At 42.1% G+C, this 19,539-nt stretch carries 16 protein-coding genes; 13 read left to right on the top strand and 3 right to left on the bottom strand.

All coding sequences use genetic code 11. The features are described 5' to 3' along the window. Window positions 1-2 precede the first annotated feature (2 nt). The 8 genes from pyrE (at window position 3) to ACEE44_RS01295 (ending at window position 8,614) form a co-directional block, all read left to right on the top strand. Window positions 3-635: an orotate phosphoribosyltransferase gene (gene pyrE, locus ACEE44_RS01330; protein ID WP_105109403.1), complete on the top strand. Its 633-nt coding sequence runs from the start codon at window positions 3-5 to the stop codon at window positions 633-635. Between the two features lie 104 nt (window positions 636-739). Beyond that, a complete protein-coding gene (locus ACEE44_RS01325; protein WP_449170980.1) occupies window positions 740-1,666 on the top strand; it encodes a glycosyltransferase family 2 protein in 927 nt (308 codons plus the stop codon). 9 nt (window positions 1,667-1,675) lie between these two features. Beyond that, on the top strand, window positions 1,676-2,329 hold the full coding sequence (locus ACEE44_RS01320; protein ID WP_449170979.1) for a uracil-DNA glycosylase: 654 nt from the start codon (window positions 1,676-1,678) through the stop codon (window positions 2,327-2,329). Window positions 2,330-2,359: 30 nt separating this feature from the next. Further along, window positions 2,360-3,628 carry a dihydroorotase gene (locus tag ACEE44_RS01315; RefSeq protein ID WP_449170978.1) on the top strand — a complete coding sequence of 423 codons (1,269 nt, stop codon included), beginning with the start codon at window positions 2,360-2,362 and terminating at the stop codon, window positions 3,626-3,628. A 130-nt stretch (window positions 3,629-3,758) separates the two neighbouring features. Then, entirely contained in the window at window positions 3,759-5,897 is a 2,139-nt protein-coding gene (nt5e, locus tag ACEE44_RS01310; protein WP_449170977.1) for a cell surface ecto-5'-nucleotidase Nt5e, read from the top strand. Window positions 5,898-5,952: 55 nt separating this feature from the next. Further along, window positions 5,953-6,585, top strand: coding sequence for a Maf family protein (locus ACEE44_RS01305; RefSeq protein ID WP_449170976.1), 633 nt, complete (start codon window positions 5,953-5,955; stop codon window positions 6,583-6,585). Between the two features lie 67 nt (window positions 6,586-6,652). Continuing rightward, complete coding sequence (locus ACEE44_RS01300; protein WP_105124893.1) at window positions 6,653-7,141, top strand: YkgJ family cysteine cluster protein; 489 nt, start codon at window positions 6,653-6,655, stop codon at window positions 7,139-7,141. Between the two features lie 192 nt (window positions 7,142-7,333). Continuing rightward, the gene (locus ACEE44_RS01295; RefSeq protein ID WP_449170975.1) at window positions 7,334-8,614 is read left to right on the top strand and encodes an O-acetylhomoserine aminocarboxypropyltransferase/cysteine synthase family protein; all 1,281 of its coding nucleotides are present in this window, start codon (window positions 7,334-7,336) and stop codon (window positions 8,612-8,614) included. Window positions 8,615-8,842: 228 nt separating this feature from the next. Here ACEE44_RS01295 and ACEE44_RS01290 read toward each other — a convergent pair whose 3' ends face one another. Further along, window positions 8,843-10,378: an ATP-binding cassette domain-containing protein gene (locus ACEE44_RS01290; protein ID WP_449170974.1), complete on the bottom strand. Its 1,536-nt coding sequence runs from the start codon at window positions 10,376-10,378 to the stop codon at window positions 8,843-8,845. A 377-nt stretch (window positions 10,379-10,755) separates the two neighbouring features. On the opposite strand from ACEE44_RS01290, the gene ACEE44_RS01285 reads away from it, so the two are divergent. Together ACEE44_RS01285 and ACEE44_RS01280 are read left to right on the top strand one after the other, a co-directional pair. Next, on the top strand, window positions 10,756-12,339 hold the full coding sequence (locus ACEE44_RS01285; protein WP_449170973.1) for an L-lactate permease: 1,584 nt from the start codon (window positions 10,756-10,758) through the stop codon (window positions 12,337-12,339). A gap of 127 nt (window positions 12,340-12,466) precedes the next feature. Beyond that, window positions 12,467-12,958, top strand: a complete 492-nt coding sequence (locus ACEE44_RS01280; RefSeq protein WP_449170972.1) for a GNAT family N-acetyltransferase — start codon at window positions 12,467-12,469, stop codon at window positions 12,956-12,958. A gap of 56 nt (window positions 12,959-13,014) precedes the next feature. Here the strand turns inward: ACEE44_RS01280 and ACEE44_RS01275 are convergent, their stop codons facing one another. Beyond that, window positions 13,015-13,755, bottom strand: a complete 741-nt coding sequence (locus tag ACEE44_RS01275; protein WP_449170971.1) for an amino acid ABC transporter ATP-binding protein — start codon at window positions 13,753-13,755, stop codon at window positions 13,015-13,017. Further along, the gene (locus ACEE44_RS01270; RefSeq protein ID WP_449170970.1) at window positions 13,755-15,953 is read right to left on the bottom strand and encodes an ABC transporter substrate-binding protein/permease; all 2,199 of its coding nucleotides are present in this window, start codon (window positions 15,951-15,953) and stop codon (window positions 13,755-13,757) included. Before ACEE44_RS01270 ends, ACEE44_RS01275 begins: the two co-directional genes overlap by 1 nt. A gap of 184 nt (window positions 15,954-16,137) precedes the next feature. Between ACEE44_RS01270 and uvrC the strand changes: the two genes are divergently transcribed. Genes uvrC through obgE form a run of 3 tightly spaced genes read left to right on the top strand, consistent with a single transcriptional unit; the run spans window position 16,138 to window position 19,463 of the window. Then, entirely contained in the window at window positions 16,138-17,922 is a 1,785-nt protein-coding gene (uvrC, locus tag ACEE44_RS01265; RefSeq protein ID WP_449170969.1) for an excinuclease ABC subunit UvrC, read from the top strand. Window positions 17,923-17,979: 57 nt separating this feature from the next. Then, window positions 17,980-18,108: a DUF4044 domain-containing protein gene (locus ACEE44_RS01260; RefSeq protein WP_172052924.1), complete on the top strand. Its 129-nt coding sequence runs from the start codon at window positions 17,980-17,982 to the stop codon at window positions 18,106-18,108. Window positions 18,109-18,149: 41 nt separating this feature from the next. Then, on the top strand, window positions 18,150-19,463 hold the full coding sequence (obgE, locus tag ACEE44_RS01255) for a GTPase ObgE (protein ID WP_332412676.1): 1,314 nt from the start codon (window positions 18,150-18,152) through the stop codon (window positions 19,461-19,463). Window positions 19,464-19,539 lie beyond the last annotated feature (76 nt).

The raw sequence follows: 19,539 nt of genomic DNA, 5'->3' as shown, positions 1-19,539 counted from the left end.
TAATGACATTAGCAACAGAAATCGCATCACACTTATTGGATATTAAGGCAGTTCATCTGCGTCCTGAAAAGCCATTTACATGGGCATCAGGTATTAAATCTCCGATTTATACAGACAATCGCATTACCCTCTCTTATCCTGAAACACGGAACTTGATTGAAGATGGCTTTGTTCAGCGTATCGAAGAAGAATTTCCAGAAGTCGAAGTTATTGCAGGTACTGCGACAGCAGGTATTCCACACGGGGCTATCATTGCTGACCGTATGAATTTGCCTTTTGCCTATATTCGTAGCAAACCAAAAGAACATGGGGTTGGTAATCAGTTGGAAGGTCGCATTGTCAAGGGACAAAAAATGGTGGTCATTGAAGATTTGATTTCAACAGGTGGATCTGTACTGGACGCTGTTGCAGCGGCAGAGCGCGAAGGGGCAGATGTTATCGGTGTGGTGGCCATTTTCACTTATGAATTACCAAAAGCAGAGCGCAATTTTGACAATGCTGGCGTCAAATTGGTAACGCTCAGCAATTACTCCGAACTTATCAAGGTCGCAAAAGTACAGGGCTATATCAATGCTGATGGCTTGACCTTGCTCAAGAAGTTCCGCCAAAACCAAGAAACTTGGTTAGAAGATTAAGTAGTCATGTTCAAACGCACGATTTCTGGGAACTTATCTTCTAAAATGGTATAATGGTTTCTAAGTATGTTTGACATACAAATTGACCGTATGAGGAGAAATACATGATTTCAGTTATCGTGCCTTGTTTTAATGAAGAAGAGGCAATTCCCTATTTTTACGAGGCCATGGAAAAGGTTCGTAAGGAAATGGGGGAAAAATTTGAGTATATTTTTGTCAATGATGGTTCTAAGGATGGCACTTTAAAAGCCTTGCGTCAGTTGTCTGGTCAAGACCAAGCTGTTCGCTACCTATCATTTTCAAGAAATTTTGGAAAGGAAGCTGCCCTCTACGCAGGCTTGCAGGCCGCTACAGGCGACTTAGTGACCGTTATGGATGTTGATTTACAGGATCCGCCTGAGATGTTGATAGAGATGAAGGCCATGCTTGAAGCTAATGCAGACTTGGACTGTGTGGGAACCCGTCGTGTCAGTCGAGATGGCGAGCCACCAATTCGTAGCTTTTTTGCAAAATTATTCTATAAATTGATGAATAAGATTAGCCATGTCGATGTGGTAGACGGTGCGCGTGATTTTCGTCTTATGCGTCGCCATATGGTGGATGCCATTTTGTCAGTTTCTGAATACAATCGTTTTTCAAAGGGAATTTTTGCCTGGGTAGGATTTGAAACAGAATATCTTCCGTACAAGAATGTTGAGCGCGTGGCTGGTCAAACAAGTTGGTCATTCTGGAAATTACTTTCCTACTCGATTGAAGGGATTATCAATTTTTCAGATACACCGCTTAATATTGCTTCCTATACAGGATTTTTCACCTTCTTGCTGTCCTTGGTCTTGATGGTGATTGTAGTGGTTAAAACCTTGGTGTTCGGAGATCCTACAATTGGCTGGCCGTCGACTATTTGTATCATCCTATTTTTAGGTGGTTTGCAATTGATGACTATCGGTATTCTTGGTAAATATTTGGCAAAAGTTTTCTTGGAAACCAAGAAACGCCCAGTGTATATTGTCAAAGAAAAAAGTTCTAACTAGGAGTTGTGTATGGAACATTCAGTCTGGCATGAATTGATTAAGGAACAGTTGCCCGAACATTATTTCGGCAAAATCAATCAGTTTTTGGACCAAGTTTATGCAAGTGGGACAGTTTACCCGCCTCGTGAGAAGGTATTTGCAGCCATTCAGACGACGGCATTAGATAAGGTTAAGGTGGTTATTTTGGGGCAGGATCCCTATCACGGACCTGGTCAGGCTCAAGGCTTGTCCTTCTCTGTACCAAACACGGTACCAGCTCCGCCATCTCTCCAAAATATCCTCAAGGAATTGGCAGATGATATCGGGGTGAAACAGGACCACGATTTGACAGGTTGGGCGGAAGAGGGGGTTCTCTTGCTCAATGCTTGTTTGACTGTGCCAGCTGGTCAGGCCAATGGGCATGCAGGGCAAATCTGGGAACCGTTTACAGATGCTATTATCAAGGTGATCAATAGCTTAGACCAGCCTGTCGTCTACATTCTTTGGGGAGCTTATGCTCGTAAGAAAAAGGCATTGATTACCAATCCCAACCATCTGATTGTCGAATCAGCTCACCCAAGCCCTCTATCAGCCTACCGAGGATTTTTCGGAAGTAAGCCATTTTCAAAAGCAAATGCCTTTTTACATTCAAAAGGAAGTTCAGAAATTGACTGGCTGCGTTAAAAGCAGTTGGCTGTTAAAAGGAGAAGTCGAATGTTATTAGTAAAAAATGGTCGTGTCGTCGATCCACAATCTGGTCTAGATAAAGTATGTGATCTTTTGATTGACGGCAAGAAAATAGTCAAGATTGCTGAATCGATTTCGGAAGATGTGGAGCAGGTTATTGATGCGACAGGTTTGGTGGTTGCACCAGGTTTGGTCGATGTTCATGTGCATTTTCGTGAGCCAGGTCAGACCCACAAGGAAGATATCCATACTGGAGCCTTGGCTGCTGCTGCGGGTGGTTTTACGTCCGTAGTTATGATGGCCAACACCAGTCCGACGATTTCGACTGTCGAAACTCTGAAAGAAGTCTTAGAATCTGCCAAAAAAGAAGCCATTCACATTTACAGTGTAGCAACCATCACCAATCAATTTGATGGTCAACATCTGACCGATTTTCCTGCCTTACTAGAGGCTGGTGCGGTAGCCTTCTCGGATGATGGTATTCCTTTGACAAATGCTGGCGTGGTTAGAAAAGCTATGAAATTAGCCAAAGAGCAGGGCTGTCTCATCAGTCTGCATGAAGAAGACCCTGACCTGAATGGTGTCTTGGGACTCAACGAGCAAGTAGCTGAAAAACATTTTCATGTTTGTGGAGCAACTGGCGTAGCAGAATACAGCATGGTCGCTCGCGATGTCATGATTGCCTATGAAACGGGTGCGCGTGTTCATATCCAGCATCTATCCAAAGCCGAGTCGGTCAAGGTGGTTGAATTTGTTCAAGGTCTCGGAGCAAACGTCACGGCAGAAGTAGCACCCCAACATTTTTCACGAACTGAGGACTTACTTCTAACAAAAGGTGCCAATGCTAAGATGAACCCGCCTCTACGTCTAGAAAGTGATCGCTTGGCTGTGATTGATGGGTTGAAATCTGGTGTTATCTCTGTCATTGCGACGGACCATGCTCCTCATCACGCAGATGAGAAAAATGTAGAGGATCTTACGCAAGCTCCTTCAGGAATGACAGGCTTGGAAACCTCGCTTTCACTTGGTTTGACGCATCTGGTGGAAGAAGGGCATCTGACACTCGTGCAATTGTTGGAGAAAATGACTATTAATCCAGCCAAACTCTATGGTCTTGATGCTGGTCATCTTGCAGAAAATGGACCTGCCGACTTGGTCATTTTTGACCCAAATGCAGACCGTTTGGTCACAGCAGATTTTGCTTCCAAATCAGCTAATTCTCCATTCATTGGTGATCGATTGAAGGGAGAGGTTCATTATACGATTTCGGATGGTAAAATTGTGTTTGAGAAATAAGAAGGAAGCGGATTGGGTAACTAATTCGCTTTTTCTGAACGATAGTTTTGTGTAAGCGATTTTAATGTTTCTATTTTTATTAAATAAGTGTATAATAGACTTGTAAATTTAGTACAAGAAAGGTCAATTTATGATAAAGAAAGATTTCTTATTGCCAGTTATGTCTACGCTCTTGTTAGCACCATTCGTCTTGGCTCAACAGGTTCAAGCTGCTGAAACGACTCCAACAACAGAGACAACAACTTCAACAGTACAAGATGCGACTGTAGCAGAAACTACCGCATCTGAAACAACAACATCGGCTCCAACTGCTTTAGAAGAAACTGTAGAAGCAGTCATTATTCATACTAATGATGTACACGGTCGTATTCTTGAAGATACCCGTTCTGGCGTTATCGGTGATGCCAAGGCTGCAGCTGTCATTGAAGAAGAGCGTGCAAAAGTTGAAAATACCATCGTTGTAGACGCTGGCGATGCCTTCCAAGGTTTGCCAATTTCTAACTCGACCAAGGGTGAAGATCGTGCCAATATCATGAATGAGGTTGGATACGATGCTATGGCTGTTGGTAACCATGAATTTGACTTTGGTATGGAACAGGCTATCAAGTACAAAGAAACCTTGAATTTCCCACTTTTAAGTGCCAATACTTATGTTGATGGAGTTCGTTTTTTTGAAGCTTCAACCATTGTTGATAAAACTCCAACTGTAGTTGGTGATGAGTTTGTCGTGATCGGAGTGACAACACCTGAAACAGCTACGAAGACACACCCTAAAAACGTTGAAGGCGTTACTTTTGCGGATCCAATCACTGAGGTAAACAAGGTCATTGACGAAGTAGAAGCACGTGCCTTGGCTGATAACCGTGTTTATAACAACTATATCATCCTTGCTCACCTGGGTGTTGATACAACAACTCCTGTGGAATGGAGAGGTTCAACACTTGCTCAGGCGCTTTCTGAAAATAGCAAGTTGGCTGGTAAACGTGTTATTGTTATCGACGGACATTCTCATACAGTTGAGTCAACAACCTATGGAAATAATGTTACCTACAACCAAACAGGTTCATACTTGAACAACATTGGTAAGGTAACCTTGAAATCAAATCAGTTGCTAGCTGAAGCAGGTCTGATTTCTGCTGCCGATGCTAAGAATGTGACACCAAATGCAAAAATTGAGGCGCTTGTGGCTGAAATCAAAGCCAAGTACGAAGCTGAAAATGCACAAGTTGTTATTGCCAACAATCCAGTTGAATTGAACGGTGAACGTTCAAACGTCCGTGTCCGTGAAACAAACTTGGGGAATGCGGTGACAGATGCCATTTACGCTTATGGTCAAACAGGTTTCTCTAATAAAACTAGCCTTGCTGTGACAAACGGCGGTGGTATTCGTGCAACCATTGCTAAAGACCAGCCTGTCACAAAAGGTGATATTATTGCTGTCTTGCCATTTGGTAATATTGTTTCTCAAATCACTGTGACTGGTCAACAGATTGCTGATATGTTTGCCAAGTCTTTGTCTGCAACCTTGCAGGCTGATAAGGAAACAGGCGCTCCTGTATTGGATGAAAATGGACTTCCACTCTTGGAAGCAAGTGGTGGTTTCTTGCACATCTCAGGTGCCCAAGTATTCTATGATACAACCCTACCAGCTGACCAACGCGTTCTCTTGATTGGTATCCTCAATCCTGAAACAGGCCTCTACGAAGAGTTGGATCCTGCTAAAACCTATTACCTAGCAACCAATGACTTCTTAGCAGCTGGTGGTGATGGCTACACTATGCTTGGTGGCGCTCGTGAAGAAGGTCCATCAATGGATAGTGTATTCGCTGAGTATTTGAAAACCGCTGACTTAACCGTCTATGAAGTTGTTAATCCAAACTCTCGTTTAGTTTCTGTGAACTCAACTTTAGATACAGATGGTGATAACTACCCAGACTATATTGAAGTATTGGCAGAAACTGACCCAACTGATGCTAAGTCAAATCCAGAAACACTTGTTAAACCAGTAGAAAAACCAACGGCTCCATCTACACAAAAAGATGCACAAACTGGTGGTCAAACACTGACACATGTGACAGAAAGTCGGCAAGCATCTGTAATTGTTAAACCAGTTTTGGCTGCTGGTGCCCCAGTTGCTAAGGAAAATACAGCTACTCGCTCAGCTGCTAACCTGCCAAATACCGGTGACCAATCAAGCCTAGCACTTAGTCTATTTGGCCTTGGTCTTGCTGGACTTGCAGTGTCTGTTCGACGTCGTAAAGTAAACTAATCAAATCAAATGACAGAAACAGAGTCTTAGGACTCTGTTTTTGACTGGAGGAAATATGCAAACTGTATTTAACTATCAAAAAGAAGGGAGTCGTGAGCAGATTAGTTCTTACATTCTACTTAGCAACTCCCCACGTCGTAAACAATTATTAGGATTTTTACAACCACAGATCGCTTCAGTCAAAGTGGATGAGCGTGGTATCGAAGAACATTTTATGAAACAATTCGCTACAGATGATTTTCTCACTCGAGCTGCAAAAACTTGTTGTGAAATTTCCAAAGCTAAATCGGATATGGATTTGGTATCAGGTCAGCTCTACATTTCTGCAGACACCATTGTTGTTTCAGATGGTCGAATTTTTAATAAGCCTCAAGATTTAACAGAAGCTGAAACAATGTTACGTTCCTATTTTGGAAAAAGCCATCACGTAGTAACATCTGTCTGCCTACGGACAAGTCATTCACTGGATGTTTTTTATACGCTGGCACGGATTGATTTTGTTGACTATTATCCAGCGCTTGAGGAAGACATCCAAGCTTATATTCATGAAAAACAGCCACTCGATAAGGCAGGTGCCTACGGTATTCAAGAGCTGGATCCACGCTTTGTGGCGGGCATTTCAGGGGATATTCATACCATCATCGGTCTGCCCGTGGCTGAAGTTTCCCGCAGGATTTTCGCCCCATAAGCCTTTGGAAAAATAGCAGAGCTGAAAAGCTTGTTTGTGGTATAATAGAGGTCGAAAAGGAGAGTTTATGACTGTAGATATCGAAAAATACAAGCAACTAGCCCAGCAGAAACAGGGAGAACACCGAAAATTTCTAGCCAATCTAAAGAAGAAAGCGCCCAAAAATCTGGATAGAATTGTTCAAGATATCCATGCGGAAGTTTTTTCGGAAATTGACTGCACAGAGTGTGCCAATTGCTGCAAGACCTTGGGCCCGCTTTTTACAGAAGCTGATATTACTCGAATTGCCAAGCATTTGCGCATGAAATTACCTGTTTTTGAGGATATGTATTTACGCGTGGATGAGGATGGCGATAAGGTGTTTCAATCCATGCCCTGTCCATTCCTTGGAGGTGATAATCTCTGTAGCATTTATGACGCTCGTCCTAAAGCCTGCCGAGAATTTCCACATACTGATCGGAAGAAGATTTACCAAATCAACAATCTAACCATAAAAAATACTCTTATCTGCCCAGCAGCCTATCTCTTCGTTGAAAAGTTGCGCGAACGAATGTAAGTTTTATAGCGGTTGGTATCATCTTAAAGTAGTTGGTGGTAATATAGAGTGTTATTTCTATTTATCAGACAAAAGTTATTCTTAAGTGGTAACAGATATAGCTAATAACTATACCTTTTTGCATAGAAAAAGTATTAGTCAAGATGGAAAAAATAAGGTAGAATACAGAAAAAGCCTAAAGGAGCTATCACTATGACTAGAGAATTTTCGTTTGAAACCCTTCAATTGCATGCAGGACAAGAGGTTGATTCTGCTTCAAAATCACGTGCTGTACCCATCTATCAAACCACTTCCTATGTTTTTGAAGATGCTCAAGAAGCAGAAGATTTATTTGCCTTGCGTAAATCAGGGAATATCTATACTCGTATCACTAATCCGACGGTCTCTACTTTTGAAAATCGTGTAGCAGCTTTAGAAGGTGGTATTGGTGCCTTGGCCACTTCTTCAGGAATGGCAGCCATCACATACACTATTCTAGCATTAGCGCATGCTGGTGATCACATTGTGGCGGCAATGACACTATATGGTGGGACTTTTAACCTATTCAAAGAAACTCTTCCACGTTATGGAATAACAACAAGTTTTGTCGATATTGATGATTTTGAAGCAGTAGAAGCTGCCATTCAAGACAATACAAAGCTTGTATTTATTGAAACCCTTGGGAATCCTGTTATCAACATTCCTGACCTTGAAAAACTGGCAGGCATTGCCCACCGTCACAATATCCCACTCGTTTCAGATAATACCTTTGCTACTCCTTATTTAATTAATGTATTTTCACATGGTGTAGATATTGTGGTACATTCTGCAACCAAGTTTATCGGTGGACATGGTACGACCATTGGTGGTGTGATTGTCGATAGCGGCAAGTTTGACTGGGCGGCATCTGGTAAGTTTCCGCAATTTGTTGAAGAAGATCCAAGCTATCATAACATAAGTTATACTCGTGATATTGGTGCTGCTGCATTTATTGTAGCAGTTCGTGTACAATTGCTTCGCGATACAGGTGCTGCCCTTTCTCCATTCAACGCCTTCTTGCTTTTGCAAGGGTTAGAAACCTTGTCTCTCCGTGTAGAGCGTCATGTATCTAATGCTGAAAAAATTGTAGATTTCTTACTCAATCACCCTAATGTTGAGTCGGTCAATTATCCATCACTTCCAGATAGTCCTTATAAGGCTTTGGCGGATAAATACTTGCCTAAAGGTGTTGGATCTATTTTCTCTTTCCAAGTAAAAGGCGGAGCGGAAGAGGCGCGTAAGGTTATTGATAGTTTAGAAATCTTTTCTAATCTAGCAAACGTTGCAGATGCTAAATCATTGGTAGTTCATCCAGCTACAACCACCCACGCTCAATTAGCACCAGCAGACCAAATTGCAGCAGGTGTGACACCAAATCAAATCCGTCTTTCTATCGGACTAGAAAATGTCAATGATTTAATTGAGGATTTGCAACTTGCTCTCGATAAACTATAAGCTGTAAGGCGAATACATCCGAAATATCATTAGAAAAGGAAATTGGATAGCCCAATTTCCTTTTTTCATAGTCGATGAAGAGTTTTCAGACAAGGAACTGAGATGCAGTTAGTTAGAACAGCCTAGAGGCTGTTCTAGGTTAGGAATAAGACATGTGAAGCAAGTCACTTCCGTAAAGTACTGCAAGCCGAAAGTGGCGATGTATCAAAGCTAATTCAAATGACAATTTTATACTAGATGCTCTAATTCTTCCAGTCCATTCTCAGTTAGTCGATAGATTCTTTGACAAACTTCTTTCAAAAAGCGTCTGTCGTGTGATACGCAGACTAAGCCACCTGGATAATCGGCAAATAGTTGACGAATATATGGCTGAGAAGTCGGAGAGAAGTTTCGACTGGGTTCATCTAATAAGAGAAAATTGGCTTGTTCAAGAACCATTTTTAACAAGAGTAACTTGGCTTTTTGTCCCCCCGAAAGTTCACAGATCCTGTGATGAACTTCTTGGCGTGTAAACTGAAGACTGGCTAGATGTGTCAAGATTAGTTGTTCCTGCTCACGATTGCCGTTTTCTAATAAAAAATTAAGTGGAGTTTTAGACTCATCAAGGACTTCTGAATAGCGCTGGGGCATGTATCCCAAGTTTATATCTGCTCGTTGCCTGAGTTCTTGATAGATTAGCTTTAGAAAACTGGATTTACCAATTCCATTTTGTCCAATGATGCCAATCTTATCTTGCCCATTTATGTTGAAATGGATGTTTTGAACGAGTAGTCGCTCGTTAACCTTTAATCGGAAGTTTTCTAAGTGTAAGATTTGTTTTCTAACTGGTAGTGGTGAAATGTCTGAGAAGAAGAGGGAAATGGCATCTTCATGAAAAGGAACTTGTGTGAGGTTTTCCTTCATTCTTTCATAGCGTTTTTCGCGTGATAGAACATTTTTCATTTTCTTGGCAATCAGACGGCCCATGGTCGCGTCGTGGGTATTGAGCAAGGTATTGCGCACCTGTGATTTTTGTCGTAGGTGCTTATTCATGGCTTTGTCAAATTCTTTTTGGTCATTCCGAGCCTGTTGGACTTGTTTCTGATAGGCTTGTTGGCGCTTCTGTGCGTAGTCCTGATAGACCAATTCTTCAACTTTGGTTTGAGCAAGTGTTTTCTTTTTAACCGATTCTAGGTGAATGATTTTTGTGGCTGTTTTACTGAGGAAATCTTCATCGTGAGAAACAAATAGAATGGTGTTAGGGCTCGTGATGATATAGTTTTCAAGCCAAAGTAAGGTATCCAAATCTAAATCATTTGATGGTTCATCTAGAAAGATGATGTCAGATGGAATAGACAGTAATTTGATCAACTGAATTTTTAGTTTTTCACCACCTGACAGGCTTTCAATCAATTGTTGACTGGAAAATCGCTCGCTGTCAAACTGGAGTTGCTCAGCATAGAGGTAGAGTAGGCTGTAATCAATGTCACTGACCATATCTCCGAAGAAGTAGTCGTTCAAGGTTAGCTCAGCCATTTTCAATGGAAGACTTTGGGGAATATAGACTGGTGAGTGAAAATGTCGTTGAATATTGCCTGATAGGAGTAGGTAGTCTGTGACAAGAGTTGAGTCCATTAAGGTGAGTAGTAGACTGGATTTGCCATTTCCTTCTTCCCCGATGATGGCTATTTTATCGCCGGGGTTTACAATGAGGTTTAGGTCCTGAACCAAGGTTCTTAAATCTTTTTGATGGTCGAGAGATAAATGTTGAGTGCTTAGTAGCATAAGGCCTCCTTTACAAGAAAAAACACACTACCTATTTAGTAGTGTGTCGAAATCTGCTCAAAAAGACCCTATTCATGGAATAGAGAAACAGAAAAATGGACGCAAGGAAACTACTAAATAAGTATAAAACTTAGCTTGAGTTTACTTCTTATTGTCCATTTCTCCCTACCTCGCTTGCTACATTTGTTTTAGTATAGCATATCGATAAAAACTTGTCAATATACTGTTTTTGTACGGAAAACTTGTCGAAGAATGAAGAAAAAATGAATTTTCTTTCATCAGGAGAGCAAACAAACGCATTTTTCGCTAGGCCTAGGTTATAATAAGAGAAGCTGTGTTTAGACAGAACTCTAAAGCAATAGCTAAAAAATAAGGAAATGAAAAATGTTATGGATATTTTATTGAGTATTTTTCCAATTGTTCTCTTGATATTTTTGATGATTAAGATGCGTTTGGCAGCCAGTTATGCCTTGCCAGCGATTGCAGGTTTGGTTTATTTGATTTTGTTGGTGTATTTTAAGACGGATTTTGCCTTGTTAAATTCAGGCTTGGTCACAGGTTTTTTTGCTACCCTAACGCCGATAACAGTGATTATGGGAGCAGTGCTATTTAATAACTTTCAACGAAAAACAGGAAACCAAGCTATCATCAACAGATGGATGTCTAGTTTGACACCCAATCCTGTTGCTCAGATGATGATTATCGGTTATGCATTCGCCTTCATGATTGAAGGGGCATCTGGTTTTGGAACTCCCGCAGCAATTGCAGCCCCCATCTTGATTGCTTTGGGATTTGAACCCATCAAGGTTGTGCTAGCAGTATTGATTTTTAATTCAATTCCTGTATCTTTTGGTGCTGTCGGTACGCCGACTTGGTTTGGATTTGGTTCTTTGGGTTTGACCGGTCAGCAGATTGGAGAGCTAGGCTTAAAGGCAGCTCTAATTCATTTAACCGCAGGCTTGCTCATTCCCTTGATTGCCCTTCGTTATGTCTTTTCTTGGTCACAAATCAAGGCCAATCTCCTCTATATTTATTTGACAGTCTTTGCTTGCGCCCTGCCCATGACCCTTTTGGCCACTATCAACTATGAATTCCCATCTCTTTTGGGAGGAGCAATCGGTTTTCTTATTTCAATCTGGTTAGCCAAAAAACAGATTGGCTTAAATTCGGTCGAAAACAAGAAAAATTTTGTGGAACAAGTAACAGCTAAAGAACTCTTTATGGCTACTCTTCCCTTGATTTGCTTGGTTTTGATACTGGTGATAACCCGTGTTCCTCAGCTAGGGATTAAAGGCCTGATGAGAACGGATGCCCTGCTTTTAAGTACAGATATTGGCTTTGCTAAGCTAGAAATTACAAAGGCTCTGAAATTCACATTAGCCAATGTATTTGGTACTAGCTCGACAGAATCTTATGAATTGCTTTACGCACCAGCATTCATTCCTTTCTTCCTCATTGTTTTGACCCTATCGAGCCTCTATCCGAGTACGAAAGGTCAAGTATGGAAGATGATTGGACAAACCGCCAAACAAGTGTCGGAACCCTTCTTTGCCCTTCTAGGTGGTGTGACCATGGTAAAATTCATGCTACTTAATGGTGAACAGTCTATGGTATCCATTATCGGCATGTCCTTGGCAGCAGCAACTGGTCCATATTGGGGTCTCTTCGCTTCCTATCTAGGTGCCATTGGAGCCTTCTTCTCGGGTTCTGCGACAATTTCCAATCTCATTTTTGGAGGTGTTCAACAATCCATCGCCACGCAAACGGGTCTGAATATGACTAGCATTTTGGCCATGCAGTCAGTTGGTGGAGCCATGGGGAATATGACCTGTGTCAACAATATCATTGCGGCCTCATCCGTTTCCGGAGTGCGTCGTCAAGAAGGATTTATCATGCAGAAAACTGCCGTACCTATGTTTATCTACGGAATCATTACGGCTTTAGTTGGATTGTTTTTATAAAACAAGAAGCCTCGAAATGAGGCTTCTTTTGATGTTTGCATTACTAGATGAATAGGAATGGCTATTCTCATCTATTCAGATTTGTGATAAAATTGACCTACCGAGATGAACTAGTAAGGAGATATTCATGGCGATCGAAGGAGTAGAGCAGGCGGCAGTATTAGAAATTGACAATCAAATTCGGCTTCGTAGATATGATGGGATTCATGATTTTGCTTTGATATGGCATCAAGATTTGGAATTGGTCTGGCTCATTGACGGGGATGGGGAAGTTTATAGTGCAGACTTGCTTCATCGCATGTATGAATACTTGTCAACGAATGGCGAATGTTACTTTATTGAAATTTTTGAAGACAATCAGTTTATCCCAATTGGTGATGTGACGCTGTTTGCAGATGATTTTGCCATTGCCATTGGAGATAAGCGGTATTGGAAAAAGGGAATAGGAACCAAGGTATTGCAGCGAATGATTGATCGAGCAAGGGAGCTGGGCTTTGTGGAAATACTTGTCGAAGAAATATATGACTGGAATACGGGCTCCCGTAAACTATTTGAGAAATGTGGCTTTGAAGCTGTTGAAAAGACAAAGAAAGGTTGGTCCTATAAAAAGAATTTATAAATCATTGTGAGATGCAAAAAAAGCCTTGACTGTTAGTCAAAGGCTTTTCGTTTAGCTTACACATTCAAGACCTTATCTAAGAAGTCTTTCAAACGTGGGTGTTGTGGGTTGTCAAAGATTTGTTCTGGAGTACCATCTTCAAGGAATTCACCGCCATCTGTAAAGATAACGCGGTTAGCAACCTTGCGGGCGAAGCCCATCTCGTGAGTAACGATCAACATGGTCATACCTTGTTCTGCCAAGTCCTTCATAACATTGAGTACATCACCAACCATCTCAGGGTCAAGGGCAGAAGTAGGTTCATCAAAGAGCATGATGTCTGGGTTCATAGCCAAGGCACGAGCGATAGCAACACGTTGTTTTTGCCCACCAGATAGGCTATCAGGCATGGCGTCACGCTTGTCTGCCAAACCAACTTTTTCCAATAATTCCATACCAACTTTTTCAGCTTCTGCCTTATCCATCAATTTATGTTCGATAGGTGCAAAAGTGATATTATCAAGGACAGTCATGTGTGGGAAGAGGTTGAAGTGCTGGAATACCATGCCGACATTGGCACGGAAGACATCAACATCTGTCTTAGGATCTGTCAAATCATATCCATCCACTATCACTTGACCACTTGTGATAGTTTCAAGCAAGTTCATGGTACGAAGGAAGGTTGATTTACCTGAACCAGAAGGACCGATGATACAAACAACATCGCCTTCATAGAACTTAGCAGTAATACCTTTCAATACTTCGTTTTTTCCATAATACTTGTGCAAGTCATGGACGTTAATTTTCAATTGAGCCATTATTTGCCTCCTTTTTCAAGATTACGAGCCAAGCGCGTCAAGAGAGTGATAACTACCAAGTAGATAATGGCAAGGATTGCGTACATACGGAAGGACTGATAGTTACGAGCGATAATAATTTTACCTGCTTGGAAGAGCTCCACCAAACCAATCGCAGAGATGATAGTTGTATCTTTCAAAGTGATTACGAATTGGTTGATGAAGTTTGGCAACATGATTTTACCAGCCTGAGGCAAGATAATCTTGCGCATGGTTGTACCGTAGGAAATACCCAAACTGCGTGAGGCTTCCATTTGACCAGCAGGAACTGCCTGAATACCACCGCGAACAATCTCAGCGATATAAGCACCAGAGTTGAGGGACAGGGCAATGGTACCAGCAACGAAGTCGTTGATTGGAGATTGCTGACCTGTGATAGATTCGATTAAGTTAGGAATACCCCAGAAGATGAAGGCAGCTACAATCATCAAAGGAATACCACGAACCACATCAACGAACACAGATGCAGTAACACGGAGGGCTTTGATTGGACTAACCGCGAACATACCGAAGATAATACCAATAACAATAGCGATTGCAAATGAAAGAAGTGCAAGACCGATTGTGATACCAAGACCAGAGAGTAACTGACCGTAGTTGTTTTTCAAAAGACCAGCAATGGTTGTTTCATCAACAGTAGATGTAGTAGAGCTTGTTTCCTCAGTAGAATTGAAGTACTTGTTAAGAATTTCATCGTACTTACCAGATTGGACAAGAGCAGCCATACCGTTGTTGAACATTTCAATCAACTCTGGGTTTGTCCCTTTTTTAACAGCGAAACCGTACTCGCCAGATTTTTCACCAGGGATTGGAGTTGCAAAGTCGCGACCTTGTTGGATAGCGTAAAGAAGCACAGCTTCGTCATCCATGAGGGCATCAATAGAGCCTGAATTCAAGCTGTCATACATACCAGAAGCTTCATCAAAGGCTTTGAGAGTATAACCGTACTTATCTTTGTTGCTCTCTAAGAATGTGTATGAAGCAGTACCATTTTTAGCACCGACAGTTTTGCCTTTCAAGCCTTCGTAGGAAGTAATATCGCTACCATTTTTAACGGCAAGAAGAATATTTGATGAATAATAGGCATCTGAGAAATCAAAAATCTCTTTACGGGCGTCTGTGATAGACATACCAGCGATAACCGCGTCAGCTTGTCCAGCTTGTACAGCGTTCAAGGCTGCATCAAAGCCAGGGTTTTGGATGGTAATAGTAAAACCTTGGTTTTCTGCAATTGCCTTAATCAATTCCATGTCGATGCCGACATATTTACCAGTTTCATCTTGGTATTCAAATGGGGCAAATGAGGAATCCGCTACAATGGTGTAGCTTGCTTTTACAGGCGTTGCTTTTGCAGTGGCACTACCAGTCAAGCTAAGGCGTGAAGAGTAGTCAGTTGTTTCAGCAGAAGCAGTTGTTGTTCCCAACCACTTGTTCATGATTGTTTCATATGTGCCATCTTCTTTCATGGCTGCAAGTGCCTTGTTAAAATCTTCTACAAGGTACTCATATTGGCTGCCTTTTTTAACAGAGAAACCAAAGGAACCGATAGCTTCACCAGCGATGTCGATGCTGAGGTCTTGACCTTGTTGGATGGCATATTGGATAACTGCTTCATCGTCCATAACTGCATCAACAGCACCAGCTGAAAGGCTGTTGTACATCAAATCGCCTGTATCAAAGGTTTTAAGAGTATAGCCGTACTTTTCTTTGTTTTCTTCAAGAAAGGCTTGGGCAGCAGTACCATTTTTTACACCAACTGTTTTGCCCTTTAGGTCTTCGTATTTAGAAATCGTGTTTGACTTGGTTGTAGCAATAACGATTTTTGTATCGAAGTAAGGATCAGAGAAAGTAAAGACTTTCTTGCGAGCCTCTGTAATGGTTGTACCTGCCATAAGGGCATCGGCAGAACCGGCTTGAACAGCGTTAACGGCAGCATCGAAGCCTGGGAAAGACTGATTCATAGTCCAACCAGAGCGTTGAGCTACTTCGTTGATGATATCAACATCTAATCCTTTGTAAACTTGGTCTGAGTCTTTAAACTCAAATGGTGCGTAGGCATTATCGAAAACAATATCAATAGTATCGTCAGCCTTTACGCCTGTAAAAATAAAGAATATCGGCAGTATGCTTGCCAAGAACATGAATAGTTTTTTCTTCATTTTCATACTCCTTCTATATAAAATAACTTTGCTAGTATACCATATTCTGAAAATTTTTGCAAAATCTATCAATTCTTTATGTTAGAAAATATAACATTACAAGTTATTAAATTGTGAGAAAATTTAATGTTTTTTGAGAAGATGTCTAGTGTTCCATTGAATAAACTTGTGTTACAATAGTTTTATGAACGATTTAATCAAGCACAAGTTGGAGTTACTGCCAGATAGCCCTGGTTGTTACCTCCACAAGAATAAGTACGGAAAGATTATCTATGTGGGCAAGGCCAAAAACCTGCGCAATCGGGTTCGGTCCTATTTTCGTGGTGCCCATGATACCAAAACAGAGGCCTTAGTAGCTGAAATTGCCGACTTTGAATTCATCGTAACGGATTCCAATATCGAGGCCCTCTTGTTGGAAATCAATCTCATTCAGGAGAACAAGCCTCGTTATAACATCATGCTTAAGGACGACAAGTCCTATCCCTTCATCAAGATTACCAAGGAACGTCATCCAAGGCTGATCATTACTCGGCAGATTAAGAAGGATGGCGGTCAGTATTTTGGTCCCTATCCCGATGTCAGTGCGGCCAATCAAACCCTCAAACTACTGGAACGCCTCTATCCTTTTCGTAAGTGTAAAATCCCTGAGAACAAGTATTGTCTTTACTACCATTTGGGACAATGTTTGGCACATGGGGAAAACCTGCCTAGCCTGTCTGACTATGACAAGATGGCAAAAGAAGTTGCCCAGTTCCTGACGGGGCATGATGATAAGATTGTCAAGGAAGTTCAGGACAAGATGAAAGCGGCAGCTGGCAATCTGGAATTTGAAAAGGCTGCGGAATACCGCGATGTCCTTCAATCCATTTCAACCCTGCGGACCAAGCAACGAGTCATGGCACATGACTTGCAAAACCGAGATGTCTTTGGCTACTATGTAGATAAGGGCTGGATGTGTGTGCAGGTTTTCTTTGTTCGGCAGGGGAAATTGATTGAGCGGAATGTCAATCTCTTTCCTTACTATAATGATGCGGACGAAGACTTTTTGACCTACATCGGTCAGTTTTACAGGGACCAACAACATTTGATTCCCTCTGAAGTGTTGATACCGCAGGACATTGACCAAGAAGCCGTAGAAGCTTTGGTGGATACTAAGGTGCTTAAGCCCCAGCGTGGTGAGAAGAAGCAACTCATAGCTCTGGCCACCAAGAATGCCCGTGTCAGTCTGGAGCAGAAGTTTAATCTCCTGGAGAAAAATCTGGAGAAGACTTACGGTGCTGTGGAGAATATCGGTCAGCTGTTGGGAATTCCGACGCCTGTGCGGATTGAGGCCTTTGACAACTCCAACATCATGGGAACCAGTCCAGTGTCGGCTATGGTGGTCTTTGAAAATGGGGTGCCTAATAAAAAGGAATACCGTAAGTACAAGATTAAGACGGTTGAGGGGCCGGATGATTACGCCTCTATGCGTGAAGTGCTGCAACGCCGTTATAGTCGGGTCTTGCGAGATGGTTTGACAGCACCTGACTTGATTATCATTGACGGTGGTCAGGGACAGGTCAATGTCGCCAAACAGGTCATTGAACAGGAGTTGGGCATGTCCATTCCCATTGCAGGTTTGCAGAAGAATGACAAGCACCAGACCCACGAATTGCTTTTTGGAAATCCCTTAGAGGTGGTCGAGTTGCCTCGCAATTCACAGGAATTTTTCCTCCTGCATCGGATTCAAGATGAGGTTCACCGCTTTGCTATTGAGTTTCATCGTCAGGTTCGGTCAAAAAATTCCTTCTCATCTAAATTGGATGGCATAGAAGGTTTGGGACCAAAACGCAAGCAGGCTCTGATGAAGCATTTCAAGTCCATTGGCAATATCCAGTCAGCAAGTTTGCAGGAAATCGCAGAAGCTGGTGTGCCGTATAAGGTGGCGGAGAAGGTTAAGGAATGTTTGGCTCCAAAAGGTGACAATTGAAAAAGGGGCAAAATTGTGGTAAAATGAACTGATTTATACTGAAATAAGGAGAAAGCTATGGCTTTTGGAGAAGTAAAACATAAAAAAACACTTTTTGAGAAAGTAACGATTATTATCGTTATTGTAATGGTTCTAGTAACCTTGGCTGGTCTGATTTTGCCAGCAATCAATGCATTGATGAATTAAGCGCTTCTAAGCGTTTTTTTCTAGGAAAGAATAGGTAAATTATGAGTATGTTTTTAGATACAGCCAAGATTACAGTCAAGGCTGGTAAGGGTGGCGATGGCATGGTGGCCTTCCGCCGTGAAAAATATGTCCCAAACGGCGGTCCTTGGGGTGGTGACGGTGGTCGTGGTGGTAATGTGGTCTTTGTCGTGGATGAAGGCTTGCGCACCTTGATGGACTTCCGTTACAACCGTCGTTTTAAGGCTGACGATGGCGAAAAAGGCATGACCAAGGGAATGCATGGGCGTGGCGCCGAAGATATGTTGGTCCGTGTTCCTCAGGGAACTACTGTGCGTGATGCGGAAACTGGCAAGGTTATTACTGACTTGGTGGAGCATGGTCAGGAATTTATCATTGCCCATGGCGGACGTGGTGGTCGTGGAAATATCCGTTTTGCGACACCTAAAAATCCTGCACCAGAAATTTCTGAAAATGGGGAACCAGGTGAAGAACGCCAATTGGAATTAGAATTGAAAGTTCTTGCTGATGTAGGTCTTGTTGGTTTCCCGTCGGTTGGTAAATCAACCCTGCTCAGCGTGATTACGGCTGCCAAGCCAAAAATCGGTGCCTATCACTTTACAACTATTGTTCCAAACTTGGGAATGGTTCGGACTAAATCTGGAGAATCTTTTGCAGTTGCAGACTTGCCAGGTTTGATTGAAGGAGCTAGCCAAGGTGTTGGTCTTGGAACTCAATTCCTTCGTCACATCGAGCGGACACGAGTTATCTTGCATGTCTTAGATATGTCAGCGAGTGAGGGGCGTGATCCTTATGAAGATTATGTGGCCATCAACAACGAATTGGAAACCTACAATCTTCGACTAATGGAACGTCCGCAGATTATCGTTGCTAACAAGATGGATATGCCAGAAGCAGCTGAAAATCTGAAGGAATTCAAGAAAAAATTAGCAGCCAACTATGATGAATTTGATGAACTGCCACAGATTTTCCCAATTTCAGGGATAGCCCACCAAGGTTTGGAAAATCTGTTGGAAGCGACAGCAGATTTGCTAGAGAAAACGCCAGAATTCTTGCTCTATGATGAATCTGACTTCCAAGAAGAAGAGGCTTACTATGGCTTTAACCCAGATGAACCAGAATTTGATATCAGCCGTTCAGATGATGCCAGCTGGATTCTATCTGGTGATAAGCTAGAAAAACTCTTTACTATGACCAACTTTGACCGTGACGAATCAGTTATGAAATTTGCCCGCCAGTTGCGTGGCATGGGTGTCGATGAAGCCCTCCGCGCACGTGGAGCAAAAGACGGCGACACCGTTCGCATCGGCAAGTTTGAATTCGAGTTTGTTGATTAGTGAAAAAGTCCAGTGGACTTTTTCAGCTGGTCGCCTTGAAATACGAAAGCGACCATGTCCGGGGACAGTTTTAACC

It is taken from the genome of Streptococcus sp. 32226D021BW (assembly GCF_053545015.1).
Note: the sequence above shows the minus strand (reverse complement) of the source record. Positions and strands in the feature narration are given on the sequence as shown.

Bases quoted from the DNA above. Each gene is read 5' to 3' on its own strand.
- pyrE (WP_105109403.1), top strand. From the start codon at position 3: ATGACATTAGCAACAGAAATCGCATCACACTTATTGGATATTAAGGCA.
- ACEE44_RS01325 (WP_449170980.1), top strand. From the start codon at position 740: ATGATTTCAGTTATCGTGCCTTGTTTTAATGAAGAAGAGGCAATTCCC.
- ACEE44_RS01320 (WP_449170979.1), top strand. From the start codon at position 1,676: ATGGAACATTCAGTCTGGCATGAATTGATTAAGGAACAGTTGCCCGAA.
- ACEE44_RS01315 (WP_449170978.1), top strand. From the start codon at position 2,360: ATGTTATTAGTAAAAAATGGTCGTGTCGTCGATCCACAATCTGGTCTA.
- nt5e (WP_449170977.1), top strand. From the start codon at position 3,759: ATGATAAAGAAAGATTTCTTATTGCCAGTTATGTCTACGCTCTTGTTA.
- ACEE44_RS01305 (WP_449170976.1), top strand. From the start codon at position 5,953: ATGCAAACTGTATTTAACTATCAAAAAGAAGGGAGTCGTGAGCAGATT.
- ACEE44_RS01300 (WP_105124893.1), top strand. From the start codon at position 6,653: ATGACTGTAGATATCGAAAAATACAAGCAACTAGCCCAGCAGAAACAG.
- ACEE44_RS01295 (WP_449170975.1), top strand. From the start codon at position 7,334: ATGACTAGAGAATTTTCGTTTGAAACCCTTCAATTGCATGCAGGACAA.
- ACEE44_RS01290 (WP_449170974.1), bottom strand. From the start codon at position 10,378: ATGCTACTAAGCACTCAACATTTATCTCTCGACCATCAAAAAGATTTA.
- ACEE44_RS01285 (WP_449170973.1), top strand. From the start codon at position 10,756: ATGAAAAATGTTATGGATATTTTATTGAGTATTTTTCCAATTGTTCTC.
- ACEE44_RS01280 (WP_449170972.1), top strand. From the start codon at position 12,467: ATGGCGATCGAAGGAGTAGAGCAGGCGGCAGTATTAGAAATTGACAAT.
- ACEE44_RS01275 (WP_449170971.1), bottom strand. From the start codon at position 13,755: ATGGCTCAATTGAAAATTAACGTCCATGACTTGCACAAGTATTATGGA.
- ACEE44_RS01270 (WP_449170970.1), bottom strand. From the start codon at position 15,953: ATGAAGAAAAAACTATTCATGTTCTTGGCAAGCATACTGCCGATATTC.
- uvrC (WP_449170969.1), top strand. From the start codon at position 16,138: ATGAACGATTTAATCAAGCACAAGTTGGAGTTACTGCCAGATAGCCCT.
- ACEE44_RS01260 (WP_172052924.1), top strand. From the start codon at position 17,980: ATGGCTTTTGGAGAAGTAAAACATAAAAAAACACTTTTTGAGAAAGTA.
- obgE (WP_332412676.1), top strand. From the start codon at position 18,150: ATGAGTATGTTTTTAGATACAGCCAAGATTACAGTCAAGGCTGGTAAG.